This is a genomic window from Paracoccus endophyticus, assembly GCF_003286075.1.
Classification (GTDB): domain Bacteria; phylum Pseudomonadota; class Alphaproteobacteria; order Rhodobacterales; family Rhodobacteraceae; genus Paracoccus; species Paracoccus endophyticus.
On record NZ_QLUV01000010.1, the window covers coordinates 111,063 to 131,205 of the forward strand.

Genomic DNA, 20,143 nt, shown 5'->3' on the forward strand with positions numbered 1-20,143 from the left:
CGGTCAGTGCGGGCGCAGGCGCTCGACATGGGCGGCGAAGGCGTTGACGAAGCCCTGCAGGAAACCCCGCGTGCTGTCGTCGGTCACACGGCCGTCGGCGGCGAACTGGTCGGCCTTGAACGCCAGATAGAATTCCGGCTTGCCCATCGGCACCATGCCCAGCGTGACCATCTGCGCCTTGAGATGGACCTGCGCGGCCGCCGTCCCGATCGCACCCGGCGAGGCGCCGCAGCAGGCGGCAGGCTTGTTGTCCCAGCTGGACCGGCCATAGGGGCGGCTGCCCCAGTCGAAGGCGTTGCACAGCACGCCGGGCACCGCGCGGTTGTATTCCGGCGTCACCAGCAGCACCGCATCAGCCCGCGCAAGCTGCGCCTTGAACCGCTCGACCGGCGCGGGCCCCTTGCCGTCCTGCCACAGGTCGTCATTGTAATGCGGCAGATCGCCGATCTCGACAAAGTCGAAGGCCAGCGTCCCTTCGGCAAGCTTGCCCAGCGCATGGGCGAGGGTCCGGTTGATCGAGCCCGCGCGAAGCGAGCCGACAAGAACGGCGACGGTGGGGGTCATGGCAATCAGTCCTTTCATGAGGGTCCGCCGAACGGCTGGGGCTGTGGCGACAGCCCACCCGTCCGGAACTGCGAATGGAAATCAGGGTAGATCCGTCGCGGGATAAGCGCAGATGAACGGCGCTGCGGCAAGGTCCGCAGGCGCATGGCGGCTGGCCGCCTGCGGGCGTTCAGCACGGTCCGGGCCACCGCGGGACCGCGCCGGCCGCTGGGCCACCTGTCACGACAAGGGCCTGCCGCACCTCTGATCGTCGTCCACGCCGTCCCGCCCTGCCAGCGCCCGTGACCCGACAGCGCCGCGCCAAGGGAACCCCCGCGCCCGCCCGGCATTGGAGTGTCCTAACCGGAGGCCTTCATGGAACTGACCGATCTTCAAAAACGCATCCTGGTCGCGCTGGTCCGCAGCCGCGTCGCTGGCGGCAAGCTGCACCTGACCTACGAAGACCTCGCCCATCATGTCGGCGCGGGCGTCCAGGCCAGTGCCGTGGGCGAGGCGATGGCCACGCTCAGCGCGTGGTTTGCGACCACCGGCCTGCCGGACGCCACGACAGCCGTCATCCCGCCCGAGAACGCCGAACGCTTTGTGATGCTGCCCGCGCAGGCGATCGTCGACCGTTTCGAGGGCGAGGCCGCCGCCCGTGCCGAACAGGACCGGGTGCGCGATTTCGACTGGCACGGCTGGCTGGAGTCCTGAACCGAGCCACAGGCGGGCGCCGGACGACCAGGCGCCGCGAACGATCATGTTGTGGGCGCACGCGCCCGCTACCCAACCCCGTGCCTCCCTGTATACTGGCTGTAGATCAATCGGGGACGGGAACCACCCATGCGCTGTCCGTTCTGCGGGAACGTCGATACCCAGGTCAAGGACTCCCGCCCGGCCGAGGATAACGTGGCCATCCGCCGGCGCCGCTTCTGCCCGGCGTGCGGCGGGCGCTTCACCACCTATGAACGGGTGCAGCTGCGCGATCTGGTGGTCATCAAGTCGTCGGGCCGGCGCGAGGATTTCGAGCGCGAGAAGCTGGCGCGCTCCATCCGCATCGCCATGCAGAAACGCCCGATCGAGGCCGAGCGCATCGACCAGATGATCTCGGGCATCGTGCGGCGCCTGGAAAGCATGGGCGAAACCGACATCCCCTCCAAGGTCATCGGCGAGATCGTGATGGAAACCCTGGCCCGTATCGACACAGTGGCCTATGTCCGCTTTGCCAGCGTCTACAAGAACTTTCAGACGGCGGACGACTTCGACGGCTTTGTCTCGGAACTGCGGCCGGCCGGCGCGCCCGAGTGACCGCCGAGGCTGACCTGCGCCACATGGACCACGCGCTGGCGCTTGCGCGGCGGGGCTTGGGCAACGTGTGGCCCAATCCGGCAGTCGGATGCGTGATCGTCCGGGGCGGCCGCGTCGTGGGGCGCGGCTGGACGCAGCCGGGCGGGCGACCGCACGCCGAACGCGTCGCGCTGGACCAGGCGGGCGCGGCAGCCCGGGGCGCAACCACCTATGTCACGCTCGAGCCCTGCGCCCACCACGGCCGCACGCCGCCTTGCGCGCAAGGGCTGATCGACGCGGGCATCGCGCGCGTCGTCAGCGCCCTGACCGATCCCGATCCGCGTGTCGCCGGCCAGGGCCATGCGATGCTGCGCCAAGCAGGCGTCGTCGTGGCCGAGGGGCTGCGCGGCGACGGGGCGGCCGCCCTGCAACGGGGATTCCTGACGCGCGTGACGCAAGGGCGGCCGATGGTGACGCTCAAGCTTGCGACCAGCTTCGACGGGCGCATCGCCACGAGGGATGGCGAAAGCCGCTGGATCACGGGATCCGAGGCGCGGCGACATGTCCATCTGCTGCGGCTGACCCATGACGCGGTCATGGTGGGGGCGGGGACCGCGCGCGCCGACCGGCCGGCCCTGAACGTGCGGGGCTTTGGGTCCGTGCGCCAGCCGGTGCGCGTCGTGATCGCCAGTGGCGCCGTTCCGCCCCTGCAGGCCGAGGACGCCCACCACGGCCCGCTGTGGGTCCTGCCCGGTCCGCTGCCCGAGGCGCTGGCCGAACTGGGACGGCGGGGATTGACCCGCGTCTTCTGCGAAGGCGGGGGTCTGCTGGCCGCAGGGCTGCTGGCCGCCGGTCTGGTGGATGAGCTGGTGGGTTACACCGCAGGGCTCGCCCTGGGCGGTGACGGCCGGGCGGCGGTCGGGCCGCTGCACTTGGCGGCGCTGGCCCACGCGCCCCGCTTTGTGCTGGCCGAGACGTGGACCATGGGCGGCGACCTGTTCCACCGCTGGGTGCGGCGCTGACGGTACAGGGCACGGCTGGCCCCGCCGGCCGAAAGCAGCACGGGCGCCGGGCGGTGTCTGTCGGGCAAGGATGCTCAGGCGACAGGGACGCTCAGCGCCGCCAGATCCAGCTGTGGCCGGCCAGCGCCCCCTGCGCCTTGGCCAGCCATCGCAGCGGCGGCGAGGCAGAGCGCAACGCCGGGTCGGCCAGCCGGTCGAGCGCCAGTTCCACGGGGCACGGAAGGCGGCTGACCGGATCGACATAGCGCGGATAGGCGATCAGGGCGGCATGGACCAGCGCCGCCAGGTCCGGGCGCGCGACCCGGCGGGCGGGCACCGGCCCCAGGTCGCGGGTCAGTCCCCAGCCGGCATAGAACGGCGCGCCCAGCGTGGTGACGGGCTTGCCGCGCACCAGCGCCTCGAACCCGAGGGTCGAGGTGATGGTCCAGACCTCATCGGCCCGGTCGATCAGCGCGGCCGCCGATGCCCCATCGGCCGTGACATCCGCCAGCCCCGCGATGGTTCCCACCGCGCCCGGCCGCAGCCCGGCCTCGACATCCGGGTGCGGCTTCCAGACGATCAGCGCTTCGGGGTTCTCCTCCCGGACCCGCTTCAGCAGGGCAAGGTTCGTCCGCTCGGCCCCCGCGCCCAAGCGGATCGAGGCGTCGTCTTCGACCTGACCGGGAACCAGGATCACGCGCCGCCCGTCGGACGGGATGTGCGGCAGCGCGCCGGCCAGATTGTATTTCGTCACCCCCTGCTCCCGCAGCCGCGCGATCAGCGACAGCGCGCGGTCCCGGCCGCAGGGCGGCAGGGGGGCCGCGATCAGCGCCTCCAGCAGGCTGGGGCGCGTCGGGTCATAGTAGATGCCCAAGGGATCGGCGACCAGCGACAGCGGCGGCACCAGCGCCGCCCCCAGACCGCGCGAGCGCAGGAACCCGTCCTCGACCCGCGCGGCCTGCGGCACGGCGTCGGCCCGGTTGGCCCAGGCCAGCGTCACCGCCGGTGACGGCGTGCCGGTAAAGCGCACGCCGCGTCCGCTGCCAAAGGCGCGCGCGATGGCGGGACGCTTCCACAGGCGCATGCCATAGGCCAGGTGCCCGTCGCGGTCCTCACGGAAGGCGCGGGCCTCGGCCTCGATCTGGCGCAGGGCGCCGTCGAAGCTGGCCAGGCGATCACGGCAGGGGTCGTACCAGACGGGGCCCAGCAGGTGGCTTGCGGCAAACAACGTCTCGACCGTGGCGCGGCCCACCCGGCGCGGCACGGGCGTTTCATCGTCGGTCAGGCCCCAGCCGGCATAGAAAGGCTGGCCGAACATCCGGGTCCGCCGGCCCGCCAGCAGAGCCTCGTACCCCAGTTGCGAGCTGACGGCATAGACTGCCGCCGCGTGGCCCACCAGCCGCCAGGGCGAAAGAGGCGCGTCGCACCAGATCTCGCCCCGTCGCAGATCGGCGGGGGTCAGGTGGCCGGGACGCAGGCCTGCGGCCGTTTCCGGGTGACTGCGCACGACGATGGTCGCGCCAGGGTTCTCGTCGCGGGCGGCGGCCAGCATGCGCAGGAAGATCGCCCGCCCCGCACCCATCAGCGAGGCATCGCCCCGCGTCTGGTCCACCACCAGCACCGACCCGGGTGGCGGCGCGGGCGCATCGGGGCGGTGGGCGTTGTACTTGGACAGGTCTGCCGTGCGCAGCCAGTCCAGTGCCGCACGCGCCGCCCCCGTCATCGCGGCCGCCTCGGCCGAGGCGGCGAGCGTCTCCAGCCGCGATGGCCGCGCGGGATCGAAGTGCAGCCCCTGCGGGTCGATCAGCAGCCCGACCGGCCCCCTTCGGCCGACGGGGGATCGGTCACGGCCGGGAAGGATGGAGCGCAGGAACGCATCCTCGACCGTCACCAGCGCGGCACCCCGGCGCGCGGCCAGCGCACGGCCGCGCCAGGCGGTGGGGCTGTTGCCCCATACGCCCACCGCGTCGCCCCGCCCCGGCAGGCCCAGCGTCACCCGCCAGCCCGCCAGGGCCAGGATGCGGCGGACGCGCGGGCTGGTCCAGAACCCGCCGTTTGCGACGAACAGCCGCCGGGGCAGGGGCGCGTCGGCCGCGCCGCCCGCGGCCGTCATGACATCAGCCGCCGCCCAGCGTGCTCAGCGTGTCGGCCGTCGTGGCACTGCCGGTGATCGCGCTCAGGGTCTTTTGCCACTGCACATAGGGCGCTTCGGTCACATAGACGGTATCCTCGTCGCGGATCATGAAGTCGCGTGCCAGAAACAGCCCGTTCGGGCGCGTCAGGTCCAGCACATAGGCCATGCGCTGGTCGCCGTACACGTCCTTGCCCAGGACGTTGCGCGCCACGGACTGCGGCTCGTTGCGCAGAACGAACACGCCGGTCGGGTCGGCGAGGCTGGAGCTGAGGCCGCCGACCATCGCGATGGCCTCGATCGCGCTGATCTCCTCGGACCCGAGGGGAACCTTGGTCTGGCCCCCCAGCGCCCCCAGGGCGGTGAAGCTGCGCTGGTCCTCTTCGACCAGGATCACGTCGCCGGGGCGCAGCGCCACGTCGTTGCGCGAGTCGGCGTACAGATCCCGCAGCCAGACCTTGCCGGTGCTGCGGCCCCGTTTCACCGTCACCACCGCGATTTCCGGGTCGATCGCCACGCCGCCGGCACGGGCCAGCATCGCCGAAAGCGTCCGGGTCGGCCGTTCGATGGGGAACACCCCCTGGCCGTTGACCCGGCCCATCACCGACACAGTGGCGCCGTCGCCCGCGACGCGCGTCACCATGACCTGCGGGTCAGGGGTCTGGCTTTCCAGCCGCGCGGTGATGATCTGGCGCAGGGCGTCGGGACTGTTGCCCGCCGCGCGGATGCGGCCCGCGTAGGGGACGAAGATATAGCCGGCGCTGTCCACCTGCAGTTCGGTCAGCGGCGTGTTCGAGCTGCCCATCGAGGCGAGAAGACCGTCGTCCACGTTTTCCCAGATGGTCAGGCCAAGCACGTCGCCTGGGCGGATCTCGTCGGCGCCAACCTGTCCCGCGCCCACGAAGTCAGAGCCGAACCCATAGCTGGGGGCAAAGTTGGCGGTGCGGGTCACATGGTCGTTGACATAGATGACGTGGGCGTTGCCACCGCGCTCGACCGCGCCCTTGTAGATCTCGTTCTTGCTGGGGCCGGACCGCGGCAGGCTGCAGGCAGAAAGCCCCACCAGCGCAAGGATCGCGGTCGTGCGGATCGCACGTCCGGCAGCCGGCCGCGCGCGCGCGGGGCGGAGTTGCATCGTGTCTGCCAAGGTCCAGTCTCCTGTCCATCGTCGCCGGCAATTCCGCATGGCCGGCCTTTATTCTGCTTCCCGGCGAGTCTATCGGGTCCGAAAAGCCATTTCCATTAGAACACCCGTCATCGGTCGTCACGGTCCATCTGCTGTCGCAAACCTGCACGCCCGCCTGCCAGTGCCTCATAGGGGTCGTCGGGATCAAGCATCATGTCCACCACCAGCCGCAGCGCGTGGCCGCGCGAGCGCGCGGCATAGAACCCGCCCGGCACCTGGCACGTATCCAGCAGATAGTCGCGATAGTCGCGGTAGAGCGCGACCGAGGGGCGCTGGGGGTCGCGCAGGAACTCGGTCAGGGTCTGGCCGCTGACCAGCCCCGGCTTGTCATAGACCGACCGGCCCATCGCCTTGACCGGCAGGCCGCGCCACAGCGCCTGCTGGGCGGCGGTGGAATTGATCGTCACGGCGGCGCGGGCCTGCGACAGCAGGCGTGCCAGCTTGCCGCCCTGCACCAGATGAACCCGGTGCGAGATCCCCAGCCCGCGGGCGCGGTCCCGGATGGCGGCGGCGACGCGGCCGCGGTCGTCCTCAAGCGGGTGGGCCTTGAAGACAAGGTGGTGGTGGCGCGGCGCGGCGGCGGCGAAGGCCTCCAGCACCTCGTCGGTGAACTGTGTCATCGTGCGATAGGGCGAATGGGCCAGAAAGCTCGAATCGTGCTCGAGCTGCATCAGAACCAGCACGAAGGGAAACCCGCCGCCCTGGATCGCGCGGGCCTGCTGCCAGCGCCGCGCCGCCAGCGCCGGCGACAGGACCAGGCGGCGAAGGTTCAGCCGGAACTCGCGCCACAGCGTGATGTCGCGATGCGACCTGAACCCGGGATAGCGCCGGTTCGCGGCCAGGACCATCAGGTGATAGAGCGCGCCATAGAACTTGTGCTGCCGCATGTCGCCCCAGTGCGACGGCGGGCGGCTGATGTCGGAGGCGGGATCGCGCATGATCCGGCGGATCTCGTGCAGCGAGATGTTCATCAGCGGCGAATGGCCGTTTGAGCCGCCGCGTTCGTATGTGATCCAGTAGGGGCGCAGGTACCCCTCCTCGAAGACATGCAGCATCAGGCCGCGCGCGGCCGCGGCGGCGCGGGCGGCGGCGTGGATGGGGCGCACGTCGCCGTACAGCACGATGTCCGTGATGCCCTTGCTGTCGATCAGGCGGTCCAGATGGGCCGGCCAGTCCTCGGCCGGGCCGTCATGACGGATGAAATGCGCCCGGTCGGTCCAGAAGAACTCGTCCCCCGCATTGAAGCCCACGCGCCAGACCTGTGATCCGGCCGCCCGGAGCAGGCCCCCGAGACGCTGGAAAAACGGCCCGTGCGGGCCTTGCAGCAGCAGGAACGCCCGACGGTGCGGTGGCAGGTCGCGAACCGCGAGGGGCGGCCCGGACAGGGGGGCAGGGTTCAGGGTGCCGGTCGCCGGACCCACGGGCGCAGCCCCGGCCGCCAAAGGGGGGCAGGACCTTGCGCGCTGTGTTCCGTCGTGTCGGTTCATCGGCACCTCGATCCCCGCCGGCAGCGGGTCTGGTCGGGTCGGATCATCGCGTCGGATGCCATGCGGCCGACGCAATAGGAAGGTCAATCTCACGAAAAGCCTAATGGAACGTTAAGATGCACCCCTTGGATCTGCCCTGACCCGCGCGCCGCACCGCCTTGCACCCGCGGTTCCGGCGCGGCATCGTGCCGGCACGTGCGATCACGCAAGGAACGGGCATGTTCACCGGCATCATCACCGACATCGGCCGCGTCACGCGCGTCGTGCCGCAGGGCGACCTGCGCGCGCGCATCGCCTGCCGCTATGACATGGCGGGCGTGGACCTTGGCGCGTCCATCGCCTGCGACGGGGTGTGCCTGACGGTCGTGGACAAGGGCGCGGACTGGTTCGACGTCGACATCTCGGCCGAGACGCTGGACAAGACCAACATCGGCGCGACCGGCTGGACCGAGGGCAAGGCCGTGAACCTGGAACGGGCCCTGCGGGTCGGCGACGAACTGGGCGGGCATATCGTGTCGGGGCACGTGGACGGCGTGGCCACCATCGTCGAGGCGCACCGCGAGGGTGGCAGCCTGCGCCTGACGTTGGAGGCGCCGGCGCATCTGGCGCGCTTCATCGCGCCCAAGGGGTCGGTGGCGCTGAACGGCACGTCGCTGACGGTGAACGAGGTTCAGGGCAACCGCTTCGGCGTGAACCTGATCCCCCACACGCAAGAGGCGACGACCTGGGGCGCGGCAAGGCCCGGCGATGCCGTCAACCTGGAAATCGACACGCTGGCGCGCTATGTCGCGCGTCTGGCCGAGGCGGGTTGAGGTTCGCCCTGCGCGCCGCGCGTGCGGCCCGCCAGTGCGGCAGGGCACTTTCGCCCGCGCCCCGGCTGGTTTAAGGCCGGTGTCATGGACCGCACCCGCCCCTTGACAGCCAGGACCGCCGGCGCGACCCCGGACCCGCGCGGCCGGCCGGGCGCCGACGGGCCACACGGCGGGGCCGCGGACAGCATCACCTTGCAGGATCGACCCATGCAGTATGAAAAGCCCGGACCTGTCGAGCGCGACTGGTCGGACGCCATCTCGGGCATCGAGAGCATCATCGAGGATGCGCGCAACGGCCGCATGTTCATCCTGGTGGACCATGAGGACCGCGAGAACGAGGGCGACCTGGTCATTCCTGCCCAGATGGCCACGCCCGACGCCATCAACTTCATGGCGACGCATGGGCGCGGGCTGATCTGCCTGGCGCTGCCGGCGGCGCGGATCGACGCGCTGGGGCTGCAACTGATGTCGCCCAAGAACTCCAGCCGTCACGAGACGGCCTTCACCATGTCGATCGAGGCGCGCGAGGGCGTCACGACCGGCATCAGCGCCCATGACCGCGCCCGCACCATCAGCGTCGCCATCGACCCGACACGCGGCGCGGCCGACATCGCGACGCCCGGCCACGTGTTCCCGCTGCGCGCCCGCGATGGCGGCGTGCTGGTGCGCGCCGGCCACACCGAGGCCGCGGTGGACGTCGCGCGGCTGGCCGGGCTGAACCCGTCGGGCGTGATCTGCGAGATCATGAACGCCGACGGGACCATGGCGCGGCTGCCCGACCTTGTGGCCTTTGCCCAGGCCCACGGGCTGAAGATCGGCACGATCAGCGACCTGATCGCCTATCGCCGCCGCCACGACAACCTGATCGCCGAGCGCGACCAGAGGACCGTCACGTCGGCGCACGGCGGCCAGTGGACGATGCGGGTCTTTGCCGACGAGACGCAGGGCGCCGAACACATCGTGATGACAAAGGGCGACCTGACCGCGCCCGGTCCGGTGATGGTGCGGATGCACGCCCTTGACCCGCTGCATGACGCGCTGGGGATCGAGCGCAAGGGCGCGGGCGATCTGGCCGGCGCGATGCGCATGATCGCGGCCGAGGGCCGGGGCGCGGTCGTGCTGCTGCGCGACCTGTCGCCGGTGCTGCCGCGGCAGGGGGAACAGTCGCCCCACATCCTGCGCCAGTACGGGCTGGGCGCGCAGATCCTGTCGGCGCTGGGGCTGTCCGAACTGATCCTGCTGACGAACTCGGCCCCGGTGAAGGTCGTGGGCCTTGACGGCTATGGGCTTTCGATCCATTCCACCCGTCCCATCCCGCAGGACTGATCCGCCATGGCCGCGCTGACCGAACACACCACCCTGCCCACGCCGCGGTTCGACGCGCCGGTGCGGCTGCTGATCGTCGTCGCGCCGTATTACCGGGCGATCGTGGACGGGCTGATCGCGGGCGCGCGGGCGGCGGCGACCAGCGCCGGGGCCGGCGTTGATCTGGTTGAGGTGCCGGGCGCGCTGGAGATTCCGACCGCCATCGGCATCGCGGGCCGGCTGGCGGATTATGACGGCTTCGTGGCGCTGGGATGCGTGATCCGGGGCGAGACGACCCATTACGACACCGTCTGCAACGACAGCTCGCGCGGGTTGGCCCTGCTGGGCCTGCAGGGCCTGTGCATCGGCAACGGCATCCTGACGGTCGAGACGATGGACCAGGCCGTGGTCCGTGCCGACCCCGAGGGGATGGACAAGGGCGGCGGGGCCGCGGCCGCGGCGCTGCATCTGGTGGCGCTGCACCGTCGGTGGGCAGGCGCGCGCCGACCGCTCGGCTTCGGCCGCGACGAGCCTGCGCGCGACGTGATCCGCCTGGCGGGCGAGCTGGACGGGACGGCAGGCGCATGACCGGACCCACCGTGCCCGCAGACCGGCCCCGTCCCTCGGGCGGCAACGCCCGCCGCGCCGCCAGTGCGGCGGCCCGCGTCTATGCCGTCCAGGCGCTGTTCCAGATGGAAGCGGCCGACCAGTCCGCGGACCGCGTGCTGAAGGAATTCCGGGACTGGCGCATCGGCGTGGACGAGGAGGACGGCCCCTCGCCCGAGGCGGACGAGGACCTGTTCGAGCGCATTCTGGACGGGGCCGTGAACTGGCAGGCGCGCATCGACCAGATGACCGATCGCGCACTGGTCGCCAAATGGCCGATCGCGCGCATCGACCCGGTTCTGCGCGCGGTGTTCCGCGCGGCGGGGGCCGAGCTTGTGTCCCCCCAGACCCCGCCGCGCGTCGTGATCACGGAATATGTCGCCGTGGCGGACGCCTTCTTTCCCGACGGGCGAGAGGCGCGGTTTGTCAACGCCGTGCTGGATCACATGGCGCGCGAGGCGCGGCCCGAGGCCTTCTGACGGGCCTGGTCGGCCGCCCCCTGAACCCTGCACACGCGATGGCACGCAACAGGTGACAGGTCCACAGGCGCGGTCTAGACTGGCCTCATTCGTCAGGAGGCTGCCATGCCCGAACTCGTCAGGTTGTACATCCGCAACATCGCAATCGGTGGGGCGCTCGCGGCTTTGTTCACCGCGGCCCTGATCGCGTTTGACGTCGGACATCTGCGGCATCTCGTGATGGCGACCCAGGGTGGGTTCCTCGCCGTCCTGCTGCTGTTCGTGTTCAACACGCTGGTATTTGCAGGGGTGCAGTTCGCCATTGCGGTGATGCGCATGGGGGATCGCCCCCGTCCCCCCCGAGGCGGACTGCGCGCCCCGCACACGGGATCCCCCATCGGGGCCGAGGCGCGGGTCAAGGCAGGGCAGGCACGTCGCTGATCGCAGTTTGCGGCTTTTCTGCAACATCTGGCGGGGCGGATTGCAGCCCCGCCTGACCTCGCTCAGCAGCGGCGCAGGGCCACAAATCCAACACAAAGCCTGGCCGCCTATCGAGACAAGCGTCAGAAAATTATGATTCCGTTAACTTTCTCTTCGCCCTCCAGCTGATCCTGGGGGCACCGCCGCCAACGCGTGATAAGTTCCAACGGGTGCGTTCACATCCCTGTGACAGTCACAGCATTCTCTCTCCAGGGTTCACTCTGGCACTTTGCATCCTATCTTGAGTTCATAGGAGACCGCGTGACCCATACGGGTCCGCACAGGATCGAGAGGCTCTGATGAAAAAGCTTTCCCTTATGGCGGGTGCAACCGCTCTGGCAACCCTGCTTGGCACGGCCGCTTTCGCCCAGACCGAACTTGCGACCGGCGCGAACGTGACCGGCGTGACCGACATCAACGAAGGCATCAACGACGTTCAGGACGATGTCGAGGACGACTTCGCCCGGTCCGAGGATGCCGCCCGCTTCGGCCCGGCCGACCGCCGCACCGGCACGTTCGGATCGGTCGCGATGACCTACACCGGCCGCACCGGCAACACCGAGAACCAGGACTTCAGCCTGGCTGGCCGTCTGTCCCACAACCAGGGCAACTTCCAGCAGTCGGTCGGCATCCTGCTGGAATACGGCGAGGATGACGACGGCGAAACGGATACCGAAAAAACCTCGGTCATCTACGAAGGCAACTACTTCATCAACGACCGCTTCTATGCCTTCGCCCTGGGCCGCGCGGCGACCGATGGCCTGGCCAACGATCTCGAAGGTCTGACGGCCGCGGAGCGTGCCGACCGCGACGGTCGTCTGAAGCGCGACGGGCTGCTGGCGTTCGGTCCGGGGTATCGCATCATCAACAACGACACCACGGCGTGGCGCGTGCAGGCGGGTGCCGGCATCCGTTACACCCAGACCATGAACACCATCGATGACGGTGGCGTTGCGGTCACGGGCGACACGGTCGATTCGGACACCTCGCTCGGCTACATCGTGTCGTCGCGGTTCTATCACAAGTTCAACGACCAGTTCTTCCTGACGAACGACACCGACTTCCTGTCGTCTGACGCGAACGACCTGGCCACGAACGAGCTGGGCCTGAACGTCCGCATGACGGAGGCCTTCTCGACCCGCGTGTCCTACAAGACCGAGTATGTCTCGGACCGCAGTATCCGCACCGACAACACGGTCGGCGTGTCGCTGGTCTACGGCTTCTGATCCGTCCCTCGGTCAGTTGCTCTCTGGAAGGGGCGGCCTTGATGGCCGCCCCTTTTGGCGTCACGGGGGGCGCATGAAAAAGGCCGCCCCGGGGGGCGGCCTGTTCGATGTGGCGGGAACCGCAGCGACCGTGTCGGCACAAGTTTCCCCGAAAGCCTGGATGTCCAGGTGGGCGCCGGGTAACGGGACCAGGGTCCAGTCAGAGCCAGCTCCCTCGGAAGAATTATAGGCCAGTGGAAAAGATGGCCGCGCACGAGAAGAGCAGAAACCCGCCGGCTATCCAGATAGGGGCGCACCCAGCCCATCGCAAGGGCGGGCTTCGGCCTTGCGCGATGTTTCCGGTTCGTTCATGCTGCCCGACAGCCTCTCAGGACCTTGCCCCATGGACCAGCCGACCGACTCGCCGATACCGTCCATGCCGGGCCAGCGGCTGGCGCGTGGCGTCACCCGGCATCTGATCGCCCTGGGGCACGCGCCGCTGGCCGAGTTCGTGCCCGCGCCGGGGCTGCGGGTGGACGTGGTGTCCGTCACGCCGCGGGGCGAGATCTGGATTGTCGAGTGCAAGAGCTGCCGCGCGGATTTCACGGCCGACCGCAAGTGGCAGGGCTATCTGGATTTCTGCGATCGGTTCTTCTGGGCGACGGACGGCGATTTCCCGTCCGGGCTGCTGCCCGAGGACAGCGGCCTGTTCGTTGCCGATCCCTATGGCGCCGAACTGGCCCGGATGGCGCCGCTGGCCCGGCTTGCGGCCGCCCGCCGGGCGCGAGTCCTGCGCGATATCGCGCGCGTGGCGGCCTGCCGGCTGGCGCGAATCGCCGACCCCGCTGCCTTCATCGAGGCCGCGTAGGCGCGCCTACTCTGCCGCCTCGTCCAGCAGGCGGCGCACCCAGCGGCCGCAGGCCCAGGCCGCGGGCACGCCCAGCCCGATCGACAGCAGGACCGACAGTTCCGGCGACAGGTTGGGCCAGTCCAGCGCCCGCGCCATCAGCGCCAGCATAAACAGGTTGATCGCCACCGCCGCCGCGGCGAACGGATAGAGCAGCAGGGCCAGCTTCCACACCGGCCAGCGCCCGGGTTCAGGAACGGGTGCCATCAGTGACTGGTGCCATCAGAAAACGTGATCTTGTTCCAGACATTGTACTTGCCGGACGGCTTCTTCATGGGCAGCCGCCGCACCTCCTTCAGGGTCTTGGCGTCATAGACGACGACCGCGCCGTCATCCTCCCAGATGGACACCAGCGCATAACGCCCGTCCCGGGTGAATTCGGTGTGGGCGACGGTCTTGCCGGGCGCGGGGTTCAGCGTGGCCACGATCTCCAGCGTCTGCTTGTCGATGATGTGGACCTCGTCCTTGTGGGGGCCGAAGAAGACGTCCGCCCAGACATGGGGGCTGGTCTCGTGGCTGCGCAGGAAAAAGCCGGGTCCGTTCGTCCTGATCTGCTTGACCAGGCTCCAGTCCGTCATGTCGATCACCGACAGGACGCCCTCGTCCAGGTGCGGCGTGGCCATCACCTTGTGGCCGTTGCGGTCCCAGGTGATCCCCGATCCCAGGTGCGGCATCCCGGGCAAGGGCAGCTCGGCCACCTTGCCGCCGCTGATCAGGTTGATGACCACGCCCTTGGTGCCTTCGCGGTTCGTGCCGATCAGGTTCTTGTAGTCGGGGTCGAAGAAGAAGTCGTCCAGCGGCTCCTCCGTGCGGATGCGGCGACGGGCGAACAGCCCTTCCTGCGCGCCGAAGGCTTCGGTCCCGCCCTTTTCAAAGGTATGGACATAGCCGTCGTAAAAGGGGCCGGCCTCGGGATCGGTCGCAACCTCCCAGATCTCGGGGGCGTCCTTCAGGGCCAGGATGAAGGACTTGCGCTGCGGCGCCTGATACACGGCGCTGACCCGGCTGGGGGTGCCGTCACGCGCCTCCACCTCGATCACCTTGACCGGTTCCAGCGTGGCGGTGGACAGGATCGTCAGCGTCTGCGGCAGATAGTTGGCGACGGCCAGCCATTGCCCGTCATGGCTCATCGCGATGTTGCGGCTGTTCAGGCCCGCACGGACGCGGCCGACCTCGCGCAGCGACCAGATGTCGTATTTCTGCACCCAGCCGTCGCGCGACATGATGAAGACATAGCGCCCGTCCGGGCTGAACTTGGGTCCGCCATGGACCGCATAGGGCGTGGCAAAGCGGTCCAGCACGTCGAAGGTGTCGCCGTCCAGCACGCTGACATGGTGGTCGCCGGTCTCGACGACCAGCGTGATGTTCATCGGATCGGCCTTGAACACGGGGGCCGGGGCGGGGGCATAGTCGGCGGCCATCTCGCGGCTGGCCTCGATCCGGGCCGCATCCCAATCCGGGATCTGGGCGACGGGTGCCTTGATGAAATCGACCAGGCCGGTGATCTGCTCGGCCGACAGCACGTCGCCGAATCCCGCCATCTGGGTGGCGGGCCGGCCATGCGCGATGACCTGGTCCAGCCCCTTGACCCGGCCCAGGGTCTCCGGGATCAGCGCCGGCCCTGTGCCGCCCAGCCGCCCCTCGCCGTGGCAACTGGCGCAATGCGCGGCGAAATCGGCCGCCGCGTCGGCGTGGGCCATGCCCGGCAGCGCCAGGGCCGCCGCCGCCACATACGCCAGGTATCCTCGTCCGGTCACGACCGCACCTCGTTCATGTCTTGTCACTGTTGCCGCCCGGTCAAAAGAACTGATGCGCCGGATCGCGGCTTTTCCCGCGGAAGGGCGTCACGGTCAGGCGGTCCAGGTCGGCTTCGACCCCGATCTCGGCGTTGGACAGATAGCAGGCGGGGTCCTCGGCCCAGGGATCGCCGGTCAGTTGCAGCGCACGGATGCGCGTGTTGCCGCCGCACACGTCACGGAACGAACAGGCGCCGCAGCGTCCCTTGAGGGGGCGGGGCCGCGTGCGCAGCGTGGCCAGCATCGGGTCGTCGCCCGTCCACCACTGGCTGAACGGCTTTTCCTTGACGCTGCCGATCGTATAGTCGGACCAATAGGTGTCGGGGTGGACCTTGCCCTGCGGGTCGATGTTGGCGACCCCCAGGCCCGACGAGTTTCCGCCCCAGGCCACCAGATGCGCCCGCACCGCCGCCACCAGGCCCGGGTCGAAGTGGCGTTCCGCCCAGCGCATGAAATACACCGCGTCCGCGTCGTTGTTGCCGGTCACGATCTCCAGCGGGCGGCCGCCCTGCACGGCGTCCCAGCCGCGCTCGATCAGCAGGTCCATGGCCGCGCGGGTGTGGGCGTGCTCCTGATCCTCGCCCCGGTGCTTGTCGCCGCGGCCGGCATAGACAAGATGCGACAGATAGAACTTGTCCACCCCCTCGCTGTCGCACAGGTCCAGCATGGCGGGAAGGTGATGGGCGTTGTCGCGGGTGATCGTGAAGCGCAGCCCCACCTTGACGCCGCGCGCCTTGCAGGCCCGCACACCGGCAAGGGCATTGTCGAAGGCGCCCTCGACCCCGCGGAACCAGTCGTTCGTTGCCCCGATCCCGTCAAGGCTGATGCCCACATAGTCAAAGCCCAGCGCGGCGACCCGATCGGCAACACCCGGCTCGCCCAGTTTGGTGCCGTTGGTGGACAGCGACAGGTGGCGAAAGTCCAGCGCGCGGGCGCGCTCTGCCAGATCCCAGAAGTCAAAGCGCGACAGCGGCTCGCCCCCTGACAGGATCAGGGCGGGGATGCGGAACGCGGACAGGTCGTCCAGCACGCCCATTGCCTGGTCGTGCGACAGCTCGCCCGGAAAGACATTGTCCGAGGACACCGTATAGCAATGCCGGCACTTCAGGTTGCAGGTCCGCGTCAGGTTCCAGATCACCACCGGACGGACCATTCCGGGCGTGCCGCGGCGGCGGACCGGCGTCGGTTCGACCAGCTGGTGCATGTACTGGGTCAGGCGGAACATGGAAGGGCCCTTTCAGTCGTCGCGCAGACGCAGCCCGGTCTTTTTCAGGATGCGCGTGGAATACAGGATGTCGTGGGCCGCACAGGCGTCCCCAAGGATCGCCGCGACCTGGCTGCGCTGCGCCTCGACCGCCTCTCGGGTCGATCCGTGCAGCATGGCGAACAGGTTGTAGGGCCAGACCGGGCGGGCGCGCGGGCGCAGATAGCAATGCGTGACAAAGGGCAGGGCGCCGACCTGCGCGCCCAGCGCGCTGGCGCGGTCGTCGGCCACGTCCCAGACGCTCATCCCGTTGGCGGTCATGCCCAGCGCATAGTGGTTGGGCGCGATGGCGATCCGGCGGACGATGCCGCGATCCTGCAGGGCGCCAAGCCGGGCGATGACCTCTTCCTCGGACAGGTTCAGCCAGCTTGCGATCGTGGCATAGGGCCGGGGCACCAGCGGCAGGCCCGCCTGCGTCGCGGCGACCAGGCTGCGATCAACGCGGTCCAGCCCGGCGCGCGGGTCATGGCTGGGCTCGGGGCGCGCGGCCGGCGTCATGCAGAAACCCGGAACCCGATGAAGAACTCTTCCAGCTTGGGAAACTGCATCACCTTCAACCCCGTTTCAGCCTCGATCGCCCGCGCCGTGCGACCGATGCCCGCAGGCGTGTCGGTCGCCAGCACGAACCACATGTTCAGCGCGTGCGTTCGTTCATAGTTATGGGCAACTTCGGGGTGGGCATTGACCTTTGTCAGGACCGCCTCGAAATCTTCGGCCGGAACCTCCATCGCGCAAAGGCAAAAGGCCCCCCCCATCGCGGCCGCGTCGAAGAACGGGCCAAAGCGGGTGATCGCCCCCAGTTCGCGCAGCCGCGCAAGCCGCGCGATCAGCGCGTCGCCGGTGATCCCCAGGGGCGCCGCGGCATCGTCGAACGGGCGCGGCGTCAGGGGAAAGCCGTCCTGCAAGGCATTCAGGATGGCGCGGTCGGTGTCGTCCAGGGTGCCGGGGGGCAGCACGGCACGAGTCGGTCGGGTCATGCGCGCTCCTTTGCGAGACGGGCGCCGGTCTGCTTGAAGCAGCGGGTCGAGAACAGGATCTTGTGGTCCGCCCCGGCCAATTCGGGCAGGGCGCGCGCGCGGTCGATCACGGCCATCGCCTCGGGCCGGCTGCGCGCATGGATCATGCAGAACAGCGGCCAGTCCCAAAGCCCGGGCACCGTCCGGCGGCGATAGCACAGCGTCACACCCGGCACCTGCGCCAGCGCGCGGCCAGCAGGCTCGATCGCCTGTTCGGGCAGGCGCCACACGACCATGGCGTTCGCCGCCCAGCCCAGCGCCCGATGCCGCACGATGACGCCGACGCGGGTCAGGATGCGCGCGCGCGCCAGCGTGCCGATGCGGGCGATGACCTCCGCCTCGGTCCGGCCAAGGCGGTCTGCCAGCGCCGCAAAGGGCCGGGGCACCAGCGCCAGCCCCGCCGACAGCGCCTGCATCAGCGGCCGGTCGTCGTCGCGCAGCACCTCCATGTCGGCCGCGCGGTCCAGCCCCAGCGCGGTGCGCGGCCCGGTCAGCGGAAAGCCCAGGTCGATGTTGAACGGGCGCAGCAGCGGCAGCGACAGCACGCGCAGCCCGGTCGCGGCCTCGATCCGCGCAAGGCAGGCGTCCAGCGCGGCGGGGTCGGGCGCGGTCGCCACGAACCACAGGTTCCAGTCATCCTCGCGCAGGTATGAATGGTTGACCCCCGGCTCGGCGCCGACGATGGCGGCGACCTCCTCGATCCGGGGTGCGGGGATGGCCAGCGCCGCCAGGGTCGAGGCGCCCGCCGTGTTGGGCCGGCAGGTCGCGCCGACGCGGGTGATGCGGCCGTCGGCCTGCGCGGCGGCCAGGCGGGCGATCACCTCGTCCTCGGCCAGGCCCAGCGCCTCGCCCATGGCGGCAAACGGACGCTCGACCAGCGGCAGGTCGCGCTGAAAGGCGTCCAGCAGCCGGGTGTCGGGGCAGGCGGGCGACAGGTCGTTCACAGCCCACCCCGATGCGCGCGGTCGGTGAAGAAGATGCCCGAGGGCGCGCGCGCCGGCACCTCGCCAAGCTTTTCATAGGTGCGGCTGTCGTGGATCACGACCTTGTCGTCGTCGCGCGCCGACAGCCAGACCTCGCGCCCGCGGGGGGTGAACTCCATGTGCAGGACGCCCTTGCCGGGCTGCAGCGTCTGCTTGACCTCATGCGTCATGGCGTCGATCACCTGAACCGTGCCGTTGTCGGGGGGGGCGAAGTTCACCCACAGCTCGCGCCCGTCGGGTCGCGCCGTGACGAACACCGGCTGTCCCGCCACGTCGGTGCGGCCTGTTTCCGCGCCGGTCGCGGCGTCGGCCCACAGCACCTGATGGAGGCCGACGGCCGGCAGGGCATAGGTCGCCCCCGCCAAGGTCCAGCCCTGCAGATGCGGCATCTTGTAGACGGGCAGGTCGGCCTCGTTCTTGCCATAGTCGGGCAGGATGCGCTTGACGGCAGGCGGGTCGGCCCACAGATCGACGGCGGTCAGGCCCTTTTCGCCGAACAGGCCGACCAGATAGGTCCGCCCCCCCACCAGCAGCGCGTCATAGGGGTTGGCGCCGATCCCCTCGATCCGGGTGATGGCGGGCTTGGCCGGATCGGCGGCGTGGTCCAGCACCCACACCTCGCCGGTGTCCCAGGTCGCGACGACAAAGCGCGATCCCGGCGCATCGGCCAGGCCGACCGTCTTGGACCCCATGGGCACATCGGCGACCGGGGCCAGCGTGTCGGCGTCGAACACCTTGACGCCGCCCGGTTCATAGTTCGACACCGCGACCAGCCTGCCGTCGTCGGAAATGGCGCCGCCGATGGCATTGCCGGCCTGGACGACCCGCCCGTTGAGCGTGCAGGTCAGGATGTCCACCTTGCTCAGGCCCCCGTCGCGGCCGAAGACATAGGCAAAGCGCGCGTCGGGGGAAAACACCAGGCTGGCATGCGACAGATCGCCCAGCCCCTCGACCCGGCACAGGGCGGCGCGCTCGGACTGATCGACGACCAGCACCGACCCGGTCGCCCGTTCGATCACGACACCCAGGTCGCCGGTGCCGCGCACCTCGCCCGCAGGCGCGGGCGTCTGCTGGGCGGCGGCGGCCAATGGCGCGATCAGCGCCAGGGCGGTCAGTGTCACACGGATCATTCGGCAGTCCCTTTCAACAGGCGGTTGGCGATCCACAGCGCCTCCGGCTCGGAGATGAGCGGCCGCCAGGGGGGCATGGCGGTGCCCGGCACCCCGTCCAGGATGATGGCGGCCAGCCCCTCAGGATCGGCGCCCGCCAGCGCCTCGGGCGTCAGGGGCTTGCCCAGACCCCCCTTCATCGTCAACCCGTGGCACGACCCGCAGTCCTGCACGACCATGTGTTCCAGTTCGGCCAGCCGCGCCTGCGGAATGGGCGCGGCCAGAACGGCCAGGGCCGCGACCGCCCCGCAGGCCAGTGCCGTCAGGACCGCCTCAGCCATGCCCGACCACGCGCAGTTGCGGCGCGCGCGCGGCTGCGGGCAGGGGCAGGGCGGCGGTGGCGTGCAGGCTGGCGACGCGGCCGATGATGAACAGCACCGGCGCCTCGATTGGGTGGGCGGCCAGGTCGGCAGCGATGCGCGCCAGCGTCGAGGGCAGGCGCACCTCGCGCGGGGTGGTGGCGTGGCCCACGGCCAGCACGGGCAGGTCGATGGGCAGGCCCTGCGC

The 20,143-nt window shown here is 69.9% G+C and carries 22 protein-coding genes and 1 pseudogene; 10 read left to right on the plus strand and 13 right to left on the minus strand.

The window, feature by feature from the left end:
- Nucleotides 1-3: 3 nt before the first annotated feature.
- Nucleotides 4-564, minus strand: a complete 561-nt coding sequence (locus DPQ23_RS11945) for an NADPH-dependent FMN reductase (RefSeq protein WP_112875015.1) — start codon at nt 562-564, stop codon at nt 4-6.
- A 354-nt stretch (nt 565-918) separates the two neighbouring features.
- On the opposite strand from DPQ23_RS11945, the gene DPQ23_RS11950 reads away from it, so the two are divergent.
- From DPQ23_RS11950 to ribD, 3 genes are all read left to right on the plus strand, one after another.
- Nucleotides 919-1,257 carry a hypothetical protein gene (locus DPQ23_RS11950; RefSeq protein WP_112875016.1) on the plus strand — a complete coding sequence of 113 codons (339 nt, stop codon included), beginning with the start codon at nt 919-921 and terminating at the stop codon, nt 1,255-1,257.
- Between the two features lie 129 nt (nt 1,258-1,386).
- Nucleotides 1,387-1,851, plus strand: a complete 465-nt coding sequence (gene nrdR, locus DPQ23_RS11955; RefSeq protein WP_112875017.1) for a transcriptional regulator NrdR — start codon at nt 1,387-1,389, stop codon at nt 1,849-1,851.
- Nucleotides 1,848-2,852 (plus strand): bifunctional diaminohydroxyphosphoribosylaminopyrimidine deaminase/5-amino-6-(5-phosphoribosylamino)uracil reductase RibD, encoded by a 1,005-nt coding sequence (ribD, locus tag DPQ23_RS11960; RefSeq protein WP_338067056.1) that lies wholly within the window; start codon nt 1,848-1,850, stop codon nt 2,850-2,852. Before nrdR ends, ribD begins: the two co-directional genes overlap by 4 nt.
- A gap of 91 nt (nt 2,853-2,943) precedes the next feature.
- On the opposite strand, the gene DPQ23_RS11965 is transcribed toward ribD, so the two are convergent.
- From DPQ23_RS11965 to DPQ23_RS11975, 3 genes are all read right to left on the minus strand, one after another.
- Nucleotides 2,944-4,944 (minus strand): capsular polysaccharide biosynthesis protein, encoded by a 2,001-nt coding sequence (locus tag DPQ23_RS11965; protein ID WP_112875018.1) that lies wholly within the window; start codon nt 4,942-4,944, stop codon nt 2,944-2,946.
- A 4-nt stretch (nt 4,945-4,948) separates the two neighbouring features.
- Nucleotides 4,949-6,097, minus strand: a complete 1,149-nt coding sequence (locus tag DPQ23_RS11970; protein WP_170310790.1) for a polysaccharide biosynthesis/export family protein — start codon at nt 6,095-6,097, stop codon at nt 4,949-4,951.
- A 119-nt stretch (nt 6,098-6,216) separates the two neighbouring features.
- Complete coding sequence (locus tag DPQ23_RS11975) at nt 6,217-7,398, minus strand: capsule biosynthesis protein (protein WP_338067057.1); 1,182 nt, start codon at nt 7,396-7,398, stop codon at nt 6,217-6,219.
- A 455-nt stretch (nt 7,399-7,853) separates the two neighbouring features.
- On the opposite strand from DPQ23_RS11975, the gene DPQ23_RS11980 reads away from it, so the two are divergent.
- The 7 genes from DPQ23_RS11980 to DPQ23_RS12010 all read left to right on the plus strand — a co-directional run bounded on the left by DPQ23_RS11980 (nt 7,854) and on the right by DPQ23_RS12010 (nt 13,369).
- A complete protein-coding gene (locus DPQ23_RS11980) occupies nt 7,854-8,447 on the plus strand; it encodes a riboflavin synthase (protein ID WP_112875020.1) in 594 nt (197 codons plus the stop codon).
- Nucleotides 8,448-8,654: 207 nt separating this feature from the next.
- Nucleotides 8,655-9,773, plus strand: a complete 1,119-nt coding sequence (gene ribB / locus DPQ23_RS11985; protein ID WP_112875021.1) for a 3,4-dihydroxy-2-butanone-4-phosphate synthase — start codon at nt 8,655-8,657, stop codon at nt 9,771-9,773.
- Nucleotides 9,774-9,779: 6 nt separating this feature from the next.
- A complete protein-coding gene (locus DPQ23_RS11990) occupies nt 9,780-10,340 on the plus strand; it encodes a 6,7-dimethyl-8-ribityllumazine synthase (RefSeq protein ID WP_112875022.1) in 561 nt (186 codons plus the stop codon).
- On the plus strand, nt 10,337-10,837 hold the full coding sequence (nusB, locus tag DPQ23_RS11995; RefSeq protein WP_112875023.1) for a transcription antitermination factor NusB: 501 nt from the start codon (nt 10,337-10,339) through the stop codon (nt 10,835-10,837). The genes DPQ23_RS11990 and nusB overlap by 4 nt, the downstream gene beginning before the upstream one ends.
- Nucleotides 10,838-10,942: 105 nt before the next feature.
- The gene (locus DPQ23_RS12000) at nt 10,943-11,257 is read left to right on the plus strand and encodes a hypothetical protein (protein ID WP_112875024.1); all 315 of its coding nucleotides are present in this window, start codon (nt 10,943-10,945) and stop codon (nt 11,255-11,257) included.
- Nucleotides 11,258-11,595: 338 nt separating this feature from the next.
- Nucleotides 11,596-12,522: a DUF481 domain-containing protein gene (locus DPQ23_RS12005; RefSeq protein WP_112875025.1), complete on the plus strand. Its 927-nt coding sequence runs from the start codon at nt 11,596-11,598 to the stop codon at nt 12,520-12,522.
- Nucleotides 12,523-12,904: 382 nt separating this feature from the next.
- On the plus strand, nt 12,905-13,369 hold the full coding sequence (locus tag DPQ23_RS12010; RefSeq protein WP_162630729.1) for an MmcB family DNA repair protein: 465 nt from the start codon (nt 12,905-12,907) through the stop codon (nt 13,367-13,369).
- A gap of 6 nt (nt 13,370-13,375) precedes the next feature.
- On the opposite strand, the gene DPQ23_RS12015 is transcribed toward DPQ23_RS12010, so the two are convergent.
- The 9 genes and pseudogenes from DPQ23_RS12015 to DPQ23_RS12055 form a co-directional block, all read right to left on the minus strand.
- Entirely contained in the window at nt 13,376-13,615 is a 240-nt protein-coding gene (locus DPQ23_RS12015; RefSeq protein ID WP_112875026.1) for a hypothetical protein, read from the minus strand.
- On the minus strand, nt 13,615-15,108 hold the full coding sequence (locus DPQ23_RS12020; protein WP_112875046.1) for a nitrite reductase: 1,494 nt from the start codon (nt 15,106-15,108) through the stop codon (nt 13,615-13,617). Before DPQ23_RS12020 ends, DPQ23_RS12015 begins: the two co-directional genes overlap by 1 nt.
- A gap of 97 nt (nt 15,109-15,205) precedes the next feature.
- Nucleotides 15,206-16,429, minus strand: coding sequence for a heme d1 biosynthesis radical SAM protein NirJ (gene nirJ / locus DPQ23_RS12025; RefSeq protein WP_112875027.1), 1,224 nt, complete (start codon nt 16,427-16,429; stop codon nt 15,206-15,208).
- A gap of 12 nt (nt 16,430-16,441) precedes the next feature.
- Nucleotides 16,442-16,966, minus strand: coding sequence for a siroheme decarboxylase subunit beta (gene ahbB, locus DPQ23_RS12030; RefSeq protein ID WP_112875028.1), 525 nt, complete (start codon nt 16,964-16,966; stop codon nt 16,442-16,444).
- Complete coding sequence (locus DPQ23_RS12035; RefSeq protein WP_112875029.1) at nt 16,963-17,445, minus strand: Lrp/AsnC family transcriptional regulator; 483 nt, start codon at nt 17,443-17,445, stop codon at nt 16,963-16,965. Before DPQ23_RS12035 ends, ahbB (DPQ23_RS12030) begins: the two co-directional genes overlap by 4 nt.
- Nucleotides 17,442-18,428 (minus strand): siroheme decarboxylase subunit beta, encoded by a 987-nt coding sequence (gene ahbB, locus DPQ23_RS12040; protein WP_240602658.1) that lies wholly within the window; start codon nt 18,426-18,428, stop codon nt 17,442-17,444. The genes DPQ23_RS12035 and ahbB (DPQ23_RS12040) overlap by 4 nt, the downstream gene beginning before the upstream one ends.
- Nucleotides 18,425-19,597, minus strand: coding sequence for a cytochrome D1 domain-containing protein (locus DPQ23_RS12045; RefSeq protein ID WP_112875030.1), 1,173 nt, complete (start codon nt 19,595-19,597; stop codon nt 18,425-18,427). Before DPQ23_RS12045 ends, ahbB (DPQ23_RS12040) begins: the two co-directional genes overlap by 4 nt.
- Nucleotides 19,594-19,917 carry a c-type cytochrome gene (locus DPQ23_RS12050; RefSeq protein ID WP_112875031.1) on the minus strand — a complete coding sequence of 108 codons (324 nt, stop codon included), beginning with the start codon at nt 19,915-19,917 and terminating at the stop codon, nt 19,594-19,596. The genes DPQ23_RS12045 and DPQ23_RS12050 overlap by 4 nt, the downstream gene beginning before the upstream one ends.
- Nucleotides 19,910-20,143 (minus strand): annotated as a pseudogene (locus DPQ23_RS12055) (uroporphyrinogen-III C-methyltransferase); the annotation flags it as partial. The pseudogene DPQ23_RS12055 and the gene DPQ23_RS12050, both read right to left, overlap by 8 nt.